At 71.4% G+C, this 18,609-nt stretch carries 1 protein-coding gene; it reads right to left on the bottom strand.

Translation table 11 applies throughout. The features are described from left to right. Entirely contained in the window at positions 1-18,594 is an 18,594-nt protein-coding gene (locus tag SLUN_RS31665; RefSeq protein ID WP_108153371.1) for a type I polyketide synthase, read from the bottom strand. Positions 18,595-18,609: the final 15 nt, after the last annotated feature.

Genomic DNA, 18,609 nt, shown 5'->3' with positions numbered 1-18,609 from the left:
CTACCTGCCGAGTTCGTTGTCAAGTGCTGCGAAGAGTTCGTCGTCGGTTGCCAGGTCGAGGTCGGCGCCGTCGGGGCCGCCGTCCACCGTCCGAAGCAGGCCGCGCAGTCGCGCGGCGTACGTTCCTGCCGGTCCGTCGCCGTCCGACGGGCCGGCGGCCGAGAGAGCGGCCTCAAGTGCGTCCAGGGCTGCCTGGACCGGGTCTGCCACTTCGCCGACCAGCTCGCCCCGCAGGTATTCGGCGACGGCTCGGGTGGTCGGGTGGTCGAAGGCGAGCGTGCTGGGCAACCGCAGTTCGGTGATGGTGTTCAGCCTGTTGCGCAGTTCGACCGCGGTGAGGGAGTCGAAGCCCAGGTCCAGCAGTCCGCGCTGGACGTCGATCGTCCGCGGGGCCGGGTGGGCCAGGACGATGCCGACCTGTTCCCTGACGAGGTCGAGCAGCAGCAGCTGCTGCTCTTCCCCGTCCAGGCCCGTGAGCCGCTGCGCCAGCGGGATCTCCGCCGGAGCGGAGGTACGCCGGCCGGCTCGGCGCTCTGTGCGCACCAGGCCCCGGTACAGCTCGGGCAGTGCGTCCCCGAGGCTCCGCAGTACCGCGAGGTCGAGTGCCACCGGAGCGAGCACCGGTCGGATCCCCGCCTCGCCGTCGGCTTGTGGCGCCCTGGCTCCGGCCAGGGCCGTGTCGAGGGCGGCGAGTGCCCGGTCGGTCGGCATCGGCAGGATCCCGTTGCGTGCGAGCCTGGTCCGGTCGGCACGGTCGAGGTTGCTCGCCATCCCGTCCTGCCACATACCCCAGGCGAGGGACACGGCGGGCAGGCCCTCGGCGCGCCGGTGTTCGGCGAGCGCGTCCAGGAAGGTGTTGCCGGCGGCGTAGTTGGCCTGTCCGGCGTTGCCCACCAGGCCGGCGACGGACGAGAAGAGGACGAAGTCCGTCAGCTCCAGTCCGGCGGTCAGCTCGTGCAGGTTCCAGGCGGCTTCCACCTTCGGCCGCAGGACCCGGGAGAGGCTCTCCGGGCTCATGGCCTCCAGCGTGGCGTCCTCGACGACTCCGGCCGCGTGCACGACCGCGGTGAGCGGGTGCTCGTCCGGGATCGAGGCGAGCAGCCCGGCCAGCGCGTCGGGGTCGGCCGCGTCGCACGTCGCGACCCGTACGTCCGCGCCGAGCGCCGTCAGTTCGGCGACCAGGTCCTGCGCCCCACCTCGCCGACTGGTGAGCAGCAGGCGACGGGCGCCGCGGCCGGTCACCAGGTGCCGGGCGACCTGGGCTCCGAGTGCGCCCGTGCCGCCGGTGATCAGCACCGTACGCTCCGGGTCGAACGCGTCGTCGATGTCCGGGGTCCGGACCGGGTACGGGACCTTGGCGAGCCGGGTCACGTAAGCCTGTCCCTCGTGCAGTTCGAGCTGCGGTCGGGGATCGGCCAGGGCCGCGGCCAGCAGCTCGCGGCCGGCCGGCAGGCTGTCCGTGATCACGTGCTGGAAACGTCCCGGGTGTTCCGACTCGGCGGTCCGCATCAGCCCGGAGAGTGCGCTGTGCGCCAGTTCCCCGGTGCTGACCACGGCGAGCCGCGCTCCGGCCGGCGCGTCGGTGGCGAGCCACTGCCGCAGTACCGCCAGCACCTCCTCCGTGACCCGGCCGGTCTCCTGCGCAGTGGCTGGGCGTACCGGAAGGACGACCACGTCGGGTGCGGCCGCGCCGTCCGCCGTCGAGGCGGCCAGGTCGGCGAGGTCGGCGTGGTGCTCGGCGACGAGTCCGAGGTCGGCCTCGCCGAGGACCACGATGGTCGTGTCGCCACCGGTGGGGAGTTCCACACCGGCCCGCTCCACCGCGTACACGTGCTGGTCGGAGGGGCGGGTCAGCGCGGTCCCCGCCGGCAGGGCCCGCAGGGCGAGCGATGCGACGGTGGCGACGGGCGCGCCCGTCTCGTCGGCGATGCTGACCGCGACCGTTCCGTCCGGGCCGGCCGACAGCTTGACCCGCAGGATGCCGGTCGGGGACCCGGTCAGCTGGACGCCGCCGAAGGAGAAGGGCAGCCGTAGTTCGGCCGACTCCTCCAGGAGCAGCGCGTGCAGTGCGGCGTCGAACAGTGCCGGGTGCAGGGCGAATCCATCAGGGTCGACGGACAGCCGTACCTCGGCGTAGAGGTCCTCGCCCGAGCGCCATGCCGCCTGGAGGCCCTGGAAGGCGGGGCCGTAGCCGTAGCCCTGGTCGGCGAGGCGGTCGTACAGGTCCTCGACCGGCTGGGCTTCGGCGCCGGCCGGAGGCCAGGACGCGAGGTCGGGTTCGGGGCCGCCGGGAACGGCGTTCACCACGGTTCCGGTGGCGTGCCGGTCCCAGACGTCGCCTTCATGGTCCCCGCGCGAGTGGACGGCGACGGGCCTGCGGCCGTCTCCGTCGGGGCCGCCGACGGTGATCTGGAGCTGGAGCGCACCCTCGTCGGGAAGGACCAGGGGTGCCTGGAGGGCGAGTTCCTCCAGCCGCTCGCAGCCGAGCGCGGCGCCCGCGTGGAGCGCGAGCTCCACCAGGGCCGTGCCCGGGACCAGCAGGGTGCCGGCGACGGCGTGGTCGGCGAACCAGGGGTGGCTGCGGGCCGAGATCCGGCCGGTGAACAGGACACCGTCGGAGTCGGCGAGCGGAACCGCGGCCCCGAGCAGCGGGTGCCGTGCGGAGTCGAGTCCGGCCGAGGTGACGTCGCCGCCGCCGGGACCCTCCGTGAGCCAGTAGCGCCGGCGCTGGAAAGGGTAGGTCGGCAGGTCCGCGGCCGGTCCGGCGTTCTCGCCGAACAGTGCGCGCCAGTCCACCGGCACGCCCCGTACGTGGGCGTGGGCCAGGGCGGTGACGGCGGTGTGCGGCTCGTGGCGCCCGCCGCGCAGCACCGGGACCAGGAGCGATCCCGCGTCGAGGAAGTCCTGCCCCATCGCGCTGAGCACGCCGTCCGGGCCGAGCTCCAGGAAGGTCCGTACGCCTTCGGCCTCCAGGGCGCGTGCCGCGTCCAGGAAGCGCACGGGCCGGCGGACGTGCCGGACCCAGTACTCGGGCGTGGTCAGTTCCTCGGCGCCGACCGGCCGCCCGGTCAGGGTGGAGACGACGGGGATGGTGGGCGCGGCGAACGTGAGCCCCTTCGCGACCGTTTGGAATTCGTCCAGCATCGCGTCCATGTGCGGGGAGTGGAAGGCGTGGCTGACGCGCAGTCGCTTGGTCTTGCGTCCCTGGGCGGAGAGTTCGGCTCCGATGGCCTCGACGGCTTCCGCGTCGCCCGAGAGCACCACGGAGGTGGGGCCGTTGACGGCGGCGATGCCCAGCAGGTCCTCCCGTCCGGCGAGCAGCGGCAGCACCTCCTGCTCCTCGGCCTGCACGGCGAGCATCGCGCCGCCGCCGGGCAGTGCCTGCATCAGCCGGCCGCGGGCCGCGACGAGCTGCGCCGCGTCCGCCAGCGAGAGGACGCCGGCGACGTGCGCGGCGGCCAGCTCACCGATGGAGTGGCCCGCGAGGAAGTCCGGCCGTACTCCCCAGCCTTCGAGGAGCCGGAAGAGCGCGACCTCGGTTGCGAACAGGGTGGCCTGCGTGAAGCCGGTCTGGTCCAGCGGCGCCGGGTCCTCACCGAAGAGGACGTCGAGCAGCGGCGTTTCCAGCCATTGGCCGAGCTCTTCGCATGCGGCGTCCAGGGCCTCGGCGTAGCCGGGGTAGGCGGTGTACAGCTCCCGGCCCATGCCGAGTCGCTGGCTGCCCTGACCGGTGAAGAGGAAGGCCGTACGGCCTTCCACGGGTGTACCCCGCACGGTCAGTGCCGCAAGTCCGTCGACCGCTTCGGTGGCGGTGGAGGCCACCACCACGGCGCGGTGCGGCAGTCCGGCCCGTCCGACGGCCAGGGTCCGGCCCATCGATGCCAGGTCCTGCTGCCCGGTGTCGGCGAGGGCCGCGCCCACCTGGTCGGCCTGCGCCAGCAGGGCCGCGTCGTTGTGCGCGGACAGCAGCAGCGGCACGACCGGCATCGGCTCGGCCGGCGGGACCATCCCCTCGGTCGGCGGCTGCTCCACGATGACGTGGGCATTGGTACCACTGATGCCGAAGGAGGACACGCCTGCCCGGCGCGGCCGCTCGGACTCGGGCCACGGCACCGCCTCGGTGAGCAGTTCCACCTCACCGGCGGACCAGTCCACGTGCGGGCTGGGCTCGTCGATGTGGAGGCTCTTGGGGAGCACCCCGTGCTGCATCGCCATGACCATCTTGATGACGCCGGCCACACCGGCGGCGGCCTGGGAGTGTCCGATGTTGGACTTCAGGGAGCCCATCAGGAGGGGCGACGGGCGCTCCTGCCCGTAGGTGGCGAGTACGGCCTGGGCCTCGATCGGGTCGCCCAGCGTGGTGCCGGTGCCGTGGGCCTCCAGCGCGTCGACGTCCGCGGTGGTCAGGCCCGCGTTGGTCAGGGCTTGGCGGATCACCCGCTCCTGGGAGGGGCCGTTGGGGGCGGTGAGGCCGTTGCTCGCACCATCCTGGTTGACGGCGGTTCCGCGGATCACGCCGAGGATCCGGCGGCCGTTGCGCTGGGCGTCGGAGAGCCGCTCCAGCAGGAGGATTCCTGCGCCTTCGGCCCAGGCCGCCCCGTCCGCCTGCGCGGAGAAGGACTTGCACCGGCCGTCCGGTGCCAGGCCGCGCTGCCGGCTGAACTCGACGAACAGGGTGGGCGCGGCCAGTACGGTCACACCGCCGGCCAGGGCCAGCCCGCATTCGCCGTTCCGCAGCGCCTGCGCGGCGAGGTGGATGGAGACGAGCGAGGAGGAGCAGGCGGTGTCGACGGTGATCGCCGGTCCCTGCAGGCCGAAGGTGTAGGCGACGCGGCCGGAGGCGACACTGACCGTGCTGCCGACCGACAGGTAGCCCTCCAGGGCCTCGGGGGCGTCCTTCAGGCGTGCCGCGTAGTCGTTGGCCATGACACCGGCGAACACACCGGTCTGGCTGCCCTTGAGAGAGGTCGGGGCGATGCCCGCGCGCTCGAAGGCCTCCCAGCAGATTTCCAGCAGCAGGCGCTGCTGCGGGTCGATGGCGGTGGCCTCCCGGGCGCTCACCCCGAAGAGCTCGGGGTCGAACTGCGGAGCCTCGTAGAGGAATCCGCCGTGCCGGGTGTACGAGGTGCCCACGTGGTCGGGGTCCGTGTCGTACAGGCCGTCCAGGTCCCAGCCGCGGTCGTTCGGGAACGGGCCGATGGCGTCCCGCTCGTCGGACAGCAGCGCCCACAGCTCCTCCGGGGAGCTGACCTCGCCCGGGTAGCGGCAGGCCATCGCGACGATCGCGATCGGCTCGTCGGAGGCGCCGACGACCGGTTCGGCCACGGCCACCGCGGCGGCCGGGCCGAGCAGTTCGGTCCGCAGGAAGCCGGCCAGCTCGACCGTGTTCGGGTAGTCGAATACCAGCGTCGCGGGCAGCTTCAGACCTGCGGCCGCGTTCAGCCGGTTGCGCAGTTCCACTGCCTTGAGCGAGTCGAACCCCAGCTCGTTGAAGACCCGGTCGGGCGCGACCTGGTCGGCGTCGGTGTACCCCAGTACGGAGGCCACCACGCCGCGGACCAGTTCCAGCAGCGCGCGCTCCTGGTCCTGGAGGGCCAGGGGCGCCAGGCGTTCCTGGAGGGAGTTCCTGCCCGCCTGCTCGCCGACGGCGGCGCGCCGCGCCGGGCGCACCAGGCCGTGGTAGAGCGCGGGCAGGGTGCCGTCCTCGCTCTGTGCCCGCAGTCCGGTGTAGTCCAGCAGCGCCGGAACGAGCACCGGCCGACGGGCCGCGAGGGCCGCGTCGAACAGCGCCAGCCCCTGCTCGCTGCCGATGGGGGCGATGCCGCCCCGGGACATGCGGGCGAGGTCGGCGTCGGTCAGGTGACCGGTCATCCCGCTGCCCTCGGCCCACAGGCCCCAGGCCAGCGACGTACCGGGCAGGCCCAGGGCCTGGCGGTGGTGCGCGAGGGCGTCCAGATAAGTGTTGGCCGCAGCGTAGTTGGCCTGTCCTGCGGTGCCGACCGTACCGGCGAGCGAGGAGAACAGGACGAACGCGTCCAGTTCCAGGTCGGCCGTCAGCTCGTGCAGGTGCCGGGCGGCATCGACCTTGGGGCGCAGTACGGTGTCGAGCTGCTCGGCCGTGAGGGCGTGCAGCGTGCCGTCGTCGAGGACGCCGGCGGTGTGCAGGACCGCGGTGAGCGGGTGCTCCGAGGGGATCGCGTCCAGCATCTCGGCGACCGCCATGCGGTCGGCCGTGTCACAGGCGACCACGGACACGTCGGCTCCGTGGAGCATGAGTTCGGCCTCCAGCTCCAGCATGCCCGCCGCGTCCCGGCCGCGGCGGCTCGCCAGCAGCAGGTGCCGTACGCCGTGTTCGGCGACGAGGTGGCGGGCGAACAGCTGGCCCAGGGTGCCGGTGGCGCCCGTGATGAGCACGGTGCCCTCGGGGTTCAGGGCGGGCACGGTGTCGCCCGTCGTGGGCGACTTGACCAGTCGCGGTACGAGCAGTGCCCCGTCCCGCAGGCTCACCTGCGCGTCCGGTACGGCCAGCGCACGGCCGAGCTCGGCCTCGGAGAGGTCCCAGTCCGTCAGGTCCAGCAGGCCGAACCGGTCGGGGTTCTCGGCCATGGCGGTACGCACCAGCCCCCAGACGGGAGCCGAGCCGAGTCCGGCCTCCGTGCGGGCGGTGGTCGCGTCACGGGTCACGAAGACCAGGCGCGAGTCGGCGAACCGCTCCTCGGCGAGCCACTCCTGGGCCAGCCTCAGGGCCCGGTGCGCCACGGCGCCGGGGCCGTCCTCGCCGGGGAAGGGGACCACGACGAGCGGCGGGGTTCCGACCATGCCGGCGAGGTCCGAATAGCTGCCCAGAGGGGCGGGCAGCCCCCGCCAGCCGCTGTCGGAGTCGTCGAGGACGGCCCATCCGGCGGTCGGGGCGCTTTCCGGGGCGGTCGTCCACTCCACCTGGAGCAGCGGCTGGCGGGGGGTGCCCGAGCCGGCCAGCTGCGCGGGGTCCACGGCCCGCAGGCTGAGCGTCTTCACCGACGCGATCGGCGCACCGCTCGCGTCGGCGAGGGACAGGGCGGCACCCGAGCCTTCCGGAGTGATCCGTACGCGCAGCACGCTGGCGTTCACCGCGTGCAGCCGAACGCCGGTCCAGGCGAACGGCAGCGCCAGGCGGCCGTCCTCCGCGAGCGCCAGCGGGTGCAGGGCGGCGTCGAGGAGGGCCGGGTGGATCCCGAACTCGCCCAGGGGGACGTCCTTCGGGAGCGCGACCTCGGCGAACATCTCCTGGCCGGCGCGCCACAGCGCCCGCAGGCCCTGGAAGGTGGGTCCGTACTGGAAGCCCCGCTCGGCGAGCGTGTCGTACGCCGCCGTCAGGTCGACCGGCTCGGCGCCGGCCGGGGGCCAGGCGGTGTCGGCCGGTACGCCCGCACGTCCTTCCGCGTGACCCAGTACGCCGGTGGCGTGCAGGGTCCACGGGTGGATCGCGGCGTCGTCGGACTCGGGCTCCGGGCGGGAGTGGACCGACAGCGCGCGCCGGCCCTCCTCGTCCGGAGCGTCGACCACGACCTGGAGCTGTACTCCGCCGCGGCCGGCCAGCACCAGCGGTGCCTGGAGGGTCAGCTCGTCGAGCTGGTCGAGGCCCGTGTGGTCACCCGCCCGGATGGCGAGGTCCACGAAGGCGGTACCGGGGAGCAGCACGGTGCCGGCCACGGCGTGGTCCGCCAGCCAGGGCTGCGTGTTCAGGGCGATCCTGCTGCTCAGGACCAGCTTGTCCTCGTCGGCCATCCAGAGCGCGGCGCCGATGAGCGGGTGCCGCTCGGCGGCCATGCCGAGCCCGCCCGCGTCCCCGGCCGGCGCCGGGCCCTCCAGCCAGTGGCGCCGGCGCTGGAAGGGGTAGGTCGGCAGGTCGACGACCGCGCCGGGTCCGCCGACCACGGCAGCCCAGTCGAGCGGGGCGCCCGAGACGTGGGCCTGCGCCGCGGAGGCGAGGAAGTCGTCGAGTCCACCCTCGTCACGGTGGAGCGAGGGCACAGTGACGGCGCTGTCGTACGACGTGTCGTCGATCGTCTCCTGGAGCGCGATGGTCAGCACCGGGTGGGCGCTGGCCTCGATGAAGACGCGGTGGCCCTGGTCGAGCAGGGTCCGGGTGGCCTCCTCCAGCTGGACGGTCTGGCGGAGGTTGCGGAACCAGTACGAGCCGTCGAGCTCCGTGCCGTCCAGCGGCTGCCCGGTGACGGTGGAGAGGAAGGGCACCTTGACGGCGCGCGGGGTGAGCGAGGAAAGGGCCTCGAGAAGCTCGTCCCGCAGGCTTTCGACGTGCGCGGAGTGGGAGGCGTAGTCGACCGGGATGCGCTTGGCGCGCATCTTGTTGTCCTTGCAGTAGGCGACCATCTCCTCAAGAGCGGTCACCTCTCCGGCGACCACCACGGAACGCGGGCCGTTGTGTGCGGCGATGTCGATGGCGCCGTCCCAACGGGTGATGAGCTCGCGAACCTCGTCGGCCGGCAGAGCTACCGACACCATCCCGCCCGTACCGGCCAGCTTCACGATCGCCCGGCTACGCAACGCCACGACCTTCGCCGCGTCGTCCAGCGACAGCGCCCCCGACACCGCGGCCGCCGCGATCTCGCCCTGCGAGTGACCGATCACCGCATCCGGCTCGATGCCCACCGAACGCCACAACGCGGCCAGGGACACCATCACCGCCCACAGCGCCGGCTGCACCACCTCCACCCGATCAAAACCGGGCGCCCCCTCCACACCGCGCAGCACATCCAGCAGCGACCAGTCCGTGAACGGCGCCAACGCCCGCTCACACTCCACCAGCCGGGCGGCGAACACCGCGGAGGAGTCGAGGAGTTCCAGAGCCATGCCCTGCCACTGCGAACCCTGACCCGGGAACACGAACACCGTCTTACCCGAGCCCGTGACCGCACCCTGCACCAGGTTCGCCGCGGACCCACCCGAGGCCAGCGCCTCAAGACCCGCCAACAGCTCATCCCGGCCGGCGCCCGAAACCGTAGCCCGGAATGGGAGGTGCGGGACCCGGGTCGCGAGAGCCGAAGCCACCCGCGCCGAATCGGCGGTCTCCGAGGCCAGCAGCTCACGCACCTGGCCGGCACGCGCCGCCAGGGCCGCCTCGCTCTTCGCCGAGACCACCAGCGGAAGCCCCGCCACCACCGGCTCACCGGCCACGACCGGCTCCGGGCCCTGCTCCAGGACCACATGCGCGTTCGTACCACTGATACCGAACGAGGACACGGCCGCGCGACGCGGACGCGCCACCTCCGGCCAGGCCCGACGCTCGGTGACCAGCTCCACCGCACCCGTCGACCAGTCGACGTGCGGCGTCGGCTCGTCCACGTGCAGCGTCGCCGGAAGCTCCCCGTTACGCATCGCCATCAGCATCTTGATGATGCCCGCGACACCCGCGGCAGCCTGCGTGTGACCGATGTTCGACTTGATCGATCCCAGACGCAGCGGCTCTTCGCGGTCCTGGCCGTAGGTGGCCAGCAGCGCGTTGGCCTCGATCGGGTCACCGAGCCGGGTACCGGTGCCGTGCGCCTCGACCGCGTCCACCTCGTGCGGAGCGAGGCGGGCGTTGGCGAGGGCCTGGCGGATGACGCGTTCCTGCGAGGGCCCGTTGGGGGCGGTGAGGCCGTTGCTCGCACCGTCCTGGTTGACCGCGGAACCACGGATCACACCAAGGATGTTGTGCCCGAGCCGCTGAGCGTCCGACAGACGCTCCAGCACCAGCATGCCCACGCCCTCGGACCAACCCGTACCGTCCGCCGAGGCCGCGAACGACTTGCAGGTCCCGTCCGGCGACAGACCACGCTGACGCGAGAACTCGACAAAGGTCGTCGGCGTGGACATCACGGTGACACCGCCGGCGAGTGCCATCGAGCACTCGCCCTGGCGCAGCGCCTGAGCGGCCAGGTGCACCGCTACCAGCGACGAGGAACACGCCGTGTCCAGCGTCACCGCCGGCCCCTCAAGACCGAACGTGTAAGCCACCCGACCCGACAGGACACTCCCGATCGTGCCCGTCAGCAAATGCCCCTCGAAGCCCTCCGGAGCACTCCCCAGCCGCGACCCGTAGTCGTTGTACATCACACCCGCGTAGACACCGGTCGAGGAACCGCGCAGCGAGGCGGGGTCGATTCCCGCACGCTCCAGCGCCTCCCACACGACCTCAAGCAGCACACGCTGCTGTGGGTCGGTCGCGATCGCCTCACGCGGACTCAGGCTGAAGAACTCGGCATCGAACTCGGCGGCCTCGTAGAGGAATCCGCCCTTGCGCGTGTACGACTTGCCGATCTTCTCGGGGTCCGGGTCGAAGAGGCCTTCCACGTCCCAGCCGCGGTCGGACGGGAACTCGTCGATCGCGTCCCGGCCCTCCGCCACGAGCCGCCACAGGTCCTCCGGCGAGGAGACCCCGCCCGGGTAGCGGCACCCCATACCGACCACGGCGATCGGCTCGTCCAGTCCCGGGGCGTGGGCGGCCACCGACGGGACGACGGCCATTGTGGTCGCGTCGAGCCGGTCCAGCAGGAAGTCCGCCACCGCCTGGGGCGACGGGTGGTCGAACACGAGGGTGGTGGGCAGTCGCAGACCGGTCACCGAGTTGAGCCGGTTGCGCAATTCGACACCCGTGAGGGAGTCGAAGCCGATGTCCATGAAGGCCTTGGCCGGGTCGATGTCGGCGTTGGCCCCGTGCCCGAGAACCAGCCCCACGGTCTCCCGTACGGTCTGGAGTACGGCCTGCGCCCGCTCCTGCGCGGCCAGCGCGAGCAGCCGCTGGACCCACGACGAGTCGGCGCCGCGGGCGGCGCCGGCCGCCTGCCGGCGGCGGACGCGGACCAGGCCGGCGAACAGCTCGGGGAGCGCGTTCTCCTCGGCCCGGGCGCGCAGGGCGCCCAGGTCGAGTTCGGCGGGGACCAGCAGCGGCTCCGCCGAGGCGAGCGCCGCGTCGAACAGATCGAGACCCAGTTCCGGGGTCAGCGGGACGATTCCGCTCCGCTTCCACCGCGCGACGTCGGCGCCGGCGAGGGTTCCGGCCATGCCGTCGGCGCTGTCCCACAGGCTCCACGCGAGGGAGGTGGCGGGCAGGTTCTGGGCGCGGCGGTGCTGCGCGAGGGCGTCGAGGAAGGTGTTCGCGGCCGCGTAGTTGGCCTGGCCGGCGTTGCCCATGAGACCCGCGATGGACGAGAACATGACGAACGAGGCGAGGCCGAGGGACTCGGTGAGGCGGTGGAGGTTCCAGGCCGCGTCCACCTTCGGACGCATCACCCGCTCCAGATGACCGGCCGACAGCGACGCGACCGTCGCATCGTCCAAGACACCCGCCGTATGCACCACGGCAGTCAGCGGACGCTCGACCGCGACCCCATCCAACAGACCCGCCAGCGCGTCGAAGTCCGACACGTCAGACGCCGCCACCCGAGCCCGCGCACCCAACTCCGCCAGCTCCGCCACGAACTCGGCAGCACCCGGAGTCTCACCACCACGACGCGACACCAACAGCAGGTGCCGCGCTCCGTGATGCGTCACCAACCGACGCGCCACCAGACGGCCCAACGTACCCAGAGCACCGGTCACCAGGACCGTACCCTCCGGATCCAGACCCTCCACCACACCCGCCACGACACCCGCAGCACGCGCCAGACGCGGCACGAACAACCCGCCGCCCCGCACCGCCACCTCAGGCTCACCCGAAGCCAACACGGCAGGCAGCAGCTCCAGACCACCCTCATCCAAGTGGGCGAGGACCAGTCGGTCGGGCTGCTCGGTCTGCGCAGTACGCATCAGGCCCACGAGCGGGGCCGTGTGCAGCGCACTGTCCGGGACGACGAGGACGAGGCGGCTCTCCGCGAACTGCGGGGCGGCCAGCCATTCCCGCACCGCCTCCAGCCCTCGCGCCGCCGTGGCGTGGGTCTGGTCGAGTACATCACCGGTGGTGCCGACGACGAGCTCCTGCTCGCCGATCACCACGAACTCCGGTACGGCAGATCCCGCGTCGACCGCAGCGCTGAGCGCGGCGAGGTCGGCGTAGGGCGCCTCGCCCAGCCGGACCCACCGCTGGTCGGCGACCGGCTCGGCCGCCGGGACGGCCTCCCAGGTCACCCGGTACAGGGACTCCACGGCCGGGCCGGCAACGGCGAGCTGATCGCGGGCGATCGGCCGCAGGGCGACCGACTCGATCGCCGCCACCGGAGCGCCGGCGCCGTCGGCGAGGGCGAGACGGGCCGTGTCCTGGCCGGTACGGGTCCATCGGACGCGCAGCACCGTGGCACCGACCGCGTGCAGCACGAAGCCCGAGAACGAGAACGGCAGAAGGATCGTGCTGTCGTCCTGCGCCGAGGCCGCGGCCTCCAGCACGAGCGGGTGCAGAACCGCGTCGAGGAGGGCGGGGTGCACACCGAAGCACGCGGCTTCGGTGTGGAGCTGGTCGGGCAGGGCGACCTCGGCGAACAGGTCGTCACCGGCGCGCCAGGCGGCGCGCAGACCGTGGAAGGCCGGCCCGTAGCCGTAGCCCAAGTCGTCGAGGCGGTCGTAGACGCCGTCCAGCGGGATGGGGGTGCCATCGGCCGGGGGCCACTGGTCCAGGGAAACGCCCGGCGAGGGGACGGAGGACGTGAGCAGGCCGGCCGCGTGGGCGGTCCACTGCTCTTCGCCGGTCCGCGAGTACACGGTGAACTGACGATCGCCGCGCGCGTCGGCCCGGTCGACGGTCAGCCGCAGCTGAGCGCCCGTCTTCTCCGAGAGGATCAGGGGTGCCTGGAGGGTGAGTTCCTCGACGGTGGCGTGACCCAGCTGCTCGGCCGCGGTGCCCGCGAGCTCCAGGAACACCGTCCCCGGAACCAGGACCGTCCCACCCATCGCGTGATCAGCCAGCCACGGATGCGAAGACAACGACACCGAAGCCGAGAACTGCACCGCATCACCATCGGGCTCCGTGATCACCGCAGCCAACAACGGATGATCCACAGCCGTCAGGCCCAGACCCGCCGCATCACCGGAACGCGGCGCATTCAACCAGAAACGCTCACGCTGGAACGCATACGTCGGCATCTCCACCACACCGGAACCCGGCAGGAACCCCTCCCAGTCCACACCCACACCATGTGCGTGCACAGCGCCCAGGGCGGCGAGGAGGGAATGCTTCTCGGCACGGTCCTTGCGCAGCACCGGAACCACGACGATGCCCTCGGTGTCGGCCAGGCACTCGCCCGTCAGACCCGCAAGCGTCCCGTCGGGCCCCAGCTCCACGAACGCCGTCACACCAAGACCGGCCAGCGTGGCGATGCCGTCGGCGAAACGGACCGCCGAACGGGCCTGAACAGCCCAGTACTCGGCAGTGAACCCCTCAACCACCTCACCGGTGACATTCGAAACGACCGGGATCCGGGGAGCCGAGTAGGTCAGAGTCCGGGCGATCTCGGTGAGCTCCGCCAGCATTCCGTCCAGGTGCGCGGAGTGGAAAGCATGGCTCACCTTCAGCCGCGTCGCCTTCACACCCTCCCCGCGAGCCAGCTCCAGGACTTCGAGCACTGCTGTCTCGTCACCCGAAATCACGGTGCTGGCAGGGCTGTTGAACCCGGCCACATCCACACCGGAACGACCCTCAAGCCACCCGGCAACGTGCGCTTCACCCGCGTTCAGGGCAACCATCGCCCCACCCTCGGCAACACCCTCCATCAGACGCGCCCGCGCACACACCAAACGCGCAGCGTCCTCAAGAGACAGCACACCCGCCACATGGGCCGCCGCCAGCTCACCCACCGAATGACCCACCAGATAATCCGGGGTCACCCCGTAATGAGACAGCAGACGGAACAGGGCCACCTCGACCGCGAACAACGCCGGCTGAGTGAACACTGTCCGCTGAAGCAGCTCCGACTCACCCTCGATCACCCCGGCGAGCGAACGGTCCAAGTGGACATCCAACGCCCCGACAACCTCGTCGAACGCAGCCGCGAACACCGGCTCCGCCGCATACAGCTCACGGCCCATACCCACACGCTGACTACCCTGCCCGGAGAACAGGAACGCCACCGAACCCGCCGAGACGGCCTCGCCCGGGGTCAGCGCCCGCAGCGCGTCCAGGAGTTCCTCACGGGTCTCCCCCACGACCACCGCACGGTGATCGAAACGAGCACGCGATACGGCCAGCGAACGGCCCACAGCCACGACGTCCAGCTCCGGCCGCTCCTCCAGGAACGACACCAGCCGATCCGCCTGCTCCGACAGAGCAGCCCCCGACTTGCCCGACACCACCCACGGCACCGGACCCGACACCGACAGCTCCTCCACCGGAGCTTCGATCTCCGTGACCTGCTCGACGATGAGGTGTGCGTTGGTACCGCTGATGCCGAAGGACGAGATGCCCGCCCGGCGCGGACGGTCGAGCTCCGGCCACTCCTGGGCCTGCGTCAACAGCTCCACCGCGCCGGCCGACCAATCGACGTGCGAGGTCGGCTCGTCCACGTGCAGCGTCGCCGGGAGAACCCCGTTACGCATGGCCGTGATCATCTTGATCACGCCCGCGACACCCGCCGCGGCCTGCGTGTGACCGATGTTCGACTTCAGCGAGCCGAGTCGAAGCGGCTCTTCGCGGTCCTGGCCGTAGGTGGCCAGCAGCGCCTGCGCCTCGATCGGGTCGCCGAGCTTGGTGCCCGTGCCGTGCGCCTCCACCGCGTCCACCTCGGACGCCGACAGGCGGGCGTTGGCCAGCGCGGCGCGGATGACCCGCTCCTGCGAAGGCCCGTTCGGGGCCGTCAGACCGTTGCTCGCACCATCCTGGTTCACGGCGGAACCACGGATCACCGCGAGCACCTGGTGCCCGTTGCGCTCCGCGTCCGACAGCCGCTCCAGCACCAGCAGACCCACACCCTCGGCCCAGCCCGTACCGTCCGCCGACGAGGAGAACGCCTTGCAACGCCCGTCCGGCGACAGCCCGCGCTGCCGGGAGAACTCCACGAACATGCCGGGCGTGGCCATGACGGACACACCGCCGGCGATGGCCACGGAGGACTCGCCCTGGCGCAGCGACTGCGCGGCGAGGTGAAGCGCGACGAGCGAGGACGAGCAGGCGGTGTCGACCGTCACCGCCGGGCCCTCCAGCCCGAAGGTGTAGGCCAGCCGGCCCGAGGCCACACTGGCGGTGTTGCCCGTCAGCAGGTAGCCGTCGTATCCGCCGGACGGCTCGTGCAGCCGCGGCCCGTACTCCTGTGCCGTCGCGCCCACGTACACACCGGTGCGGGTGCCGCGCAGCGCGGCGGGGTCGATGCCCGCCTGCTCGAAGGCCTCCCAGGCCGTCTCCAGCAGCAGCCGCTGCTGGGGCTCCATCGCCGCCGCCTCGCGGGGACTGATGCCGAAGAACTCGGCATCGAACCGGTCCGCATCGTGCAGGAAGCCACCTTGGGTGGCGTAGGTCTTGCCGGGGCTGTCCGAATCGGGGGCGAAGAGCGAATCAAGGTCCCAGCCTCGGTTGGTCGGGAATCCGTCGACCGCATCGACCTCGCTGCTCACCAAACGCCACAGGTCCTCCGGAGAGGCGACCCCTCCCGGCAGCCGACATGCCATGCCCACGATCGCGATCGGCTCGTCAAGGGCTAGAGCCTCGTACGCATCGTCATCCTGGCCCTGGCCCTGGTCCAGGCCGAGGAGCTGACCACCGAGGTGTTCGGCGAGTATGGCCGGGGTCGGGTAGTTGAAAAGGAGGCCGGAGGGCAGCGAGAGCCCGGTGGCCCTGTTCAGCGCGTTCCGAAGCTCGACGGCCGAGACGGAGTCGAAGCCCAGATCCTTAAAGGTCGTGTCGATGTCCACGTCGCGCGCCGATCCGTGGCCGAGCACTGCTGCCACGTGCGCACGCACCAGCTCCAGCTCATCGCCTCGCGGCGCGGACCGCTTCGGACCGCGCCGCCTTGCCGCAACGGTCGGGACCTGGACCGGCCCGATCGCCGAACCATCCAGCCAGAAACGTTGACGCTGGAAGGCATACGTGGGCAGATCCACCACACCCGAACCCGGCAGGAACCGCTCCCACTCCACCCCCACACCGTTGACGTGCGCCTCTGCGACCGAGGCCAGGAAACGATCCCGTCCACCGTCGTCGCGCCGCAGCGATCCGACAACAACAGTGCCGCCGACGCCGGCCTCGTCGGCCGTGTCACTGAGGGCCGAGGTAAGCACCGGGTGGGCACTGACCTCGATGAAGACGCGATGCCCGTCGTCAAGCAGAGCACGGGTGGCCTCTTCCAACTGGACGGTCTGGCGGAGGTTGCGGAACCAGTACCCGCCGTCGAGCTCCTCACCGTTCAGCGGCTGCCCGGTGACAGTGGAGAAGAACCTGATGTCACCGGTACGCGGCGTGACGCCGGCCAACAGCTCCCGCAGCTCATCCTCCAGCAAGTCAACGTGGGCGGAGTGAGAGGCGTAGTCGACCGGAACGGTGCGGGCACGGTATCCCTTGACCTCACTTTGAGCGACGAGGTCGGCCAGGGCCTCCGGGTCGCCGGAGACGACCGTGCTCACGGGGCCGTTGTGTGCGGCGATATCGATCGCGCCGCCCCAATGGGCGATGAGCTCGCGAACCTCGTCGGCCGGCAGAGCTACCGACACCATCCCGCCCGTACCGGCCAGCTTCACGATCGCCCGGCTACGCAACGCCACGACCTTCGCCGCGTCGTCCAGCGACAGCGCCCCCGACACCGCGGCCGCCGCGATCTCGCCCTGCGAGTGACCGATCACCGCATCCGGCTCGATGCCCACCGAACGCCACAACGCGGCCAGGGACACCATCACCGCCCACAGCGCCGGCTGCACCACCTCCACCCGATCAAAACCGGGCGCCCCCTCCACACCGCGCAGCACATCCAGCAGCGACCAGTCCGTGAACGGCGCCAACGCCCGCTCACACTCCACCAGCCGGGCGGCGAACACCGCGGAGGAGTCGAGGAGTTCCAGAGCCATGCCCTGCCACTGCGAACCCTGACCCGGGAACACGAACACCGTCTTACCCGCACCACCCGGCACCGCACGACCCGACACCACACCAGCCGCAGGCACACCCGCAGCCAACGCCCGAACACCCGCCAGAAGCTCCTCGCGAGTCTCCCCCACAACCACCGCACGATGATCGAAACGAGCACGCGACACCACAAGCGAACGACCCACCGCCGCGACATCCAGCCCCGGACGCTCCTCCAGGAACGACACCAGCCGCCCCGCCTGACCAGCCACAGCCTCAGCCGACTTACCCGACACCACCCACGGCACCACACCCGAGCCGGACTCAGCGCCAGGCAACTCCTCCTCCGCCGCCAACTCGGTGCGCCAGTCCGAAAGCACGACGTGGCAGTTCGTACCGCCCACACCGAACGAGCTGACACCTGCGTAGAGCGGCTCGTCCGGCCGCGGCCATGGCTCGAGGCTTCGCTGTACGGCGACCTTCAACTCGTCGAACGGAATGTCTGGGTTGGGGGCTTCGAAGTTCAGGCTCGGCACGAGCTCGCGGTTACGGATGCAGAGCGCCGCTTTCAGCAAGCCGACGATGCCGGCGGCACCCTCAAGGTGTCCGACGTTGGTCTTCACCGATCCGACCCGCAGCTCAGCTCCGTCCACGCGGCCGTCACCGAGCACCGCGCCCAGAGCCGACGCTTCGACCGGGTCGCCCACCTTGGTACCCGTGCCGTGCAATTCGACGTACTGCACCTGCTCCGCGGACACCTTGGCACGCTCGTACGCCTGCCGCAGGACATCCTGCTGGCCAGCCGGACTCGGTACGGTGAGACCCTCGGTCGTCCCGTCGTTGTTCATCGCGCTGCCGTGCAGCACGCAGTAGACCGGGTCGCCGTCTGCTACGGCGGCGTGCAGCGGCTTGAGCACCACGAACGCGCCGCCCTCACCGCGTACATATCCATTCGCCCTGGCGTCGAAAGTGAAGCTGAGACCGTCTGGTGAAAGTGCGCCGAACCGCTCCGCGCCGATGGTGCTGTCCGGCACCAAATTGAGGTTGACACCGCCGGCGATGGCCATGGCGGACTCGCCGCGGCGCAGGCTCTCGACTGCCAGGTGCACAGCGACCAGCGAGGAGGACTGGCCGGTGTCCACGGCCGCACTCGGTCCGTGCAGACCCAGGGTGTAGGAGATCCGGTTGGCAACGACGCCGCGGTTGAGACCGGTCAGGGTGTGGCGGGTGATGGCTTCGACCCCGTGCTGACGCGTGAGGGCAGCATAATCGTCGGCGATAACCCCGACGAAGACACCGGTCCGACTATCGGCAAGATCGGACGGGAGGATCCTGGCGTCCTCCAGTGCCTCCCAGGCGAGCTCAAGCATCAGCCGCTGCTGCGGATCCATCGACGACGCCTCACTCGGACTGATGCCGAAGAAGCCTGCATCAAAGCCGCTGACGTCCTCGAGATAGCCCCCCGGCCGAGAGAGCAGTTCGGGGCGGCCTGCTGGGGGCGCGCCAATCGCACTGCGGCCGTCGCGCAGCAGTTGCCACAGTTGCGCGGGGTTCTCCGCATGCGGCAGTCGGCAGGACATACCGACGATGGCGATCGCCTCGGTCGATGCCGACGTGTCCGCTTGGATTTCAGCCATGGTCGAGTCGCCCTA

Source organism: Streptomyces lunaelactis, from assembly GCF_003054555.1.
In the GTDB taxonomy this organism is placed as follows: domain Bacteria; phylum Actinomycetota; class Actinomycetes; order Streptomycetales; family Streptomycetaceae; genus Streptomyces; species Streptomyces lunaelactis.
Note: the sequence above shows the minus strand (reverse complement) of the source record. Positions and strands in the feature narration are given on the sequence as shown.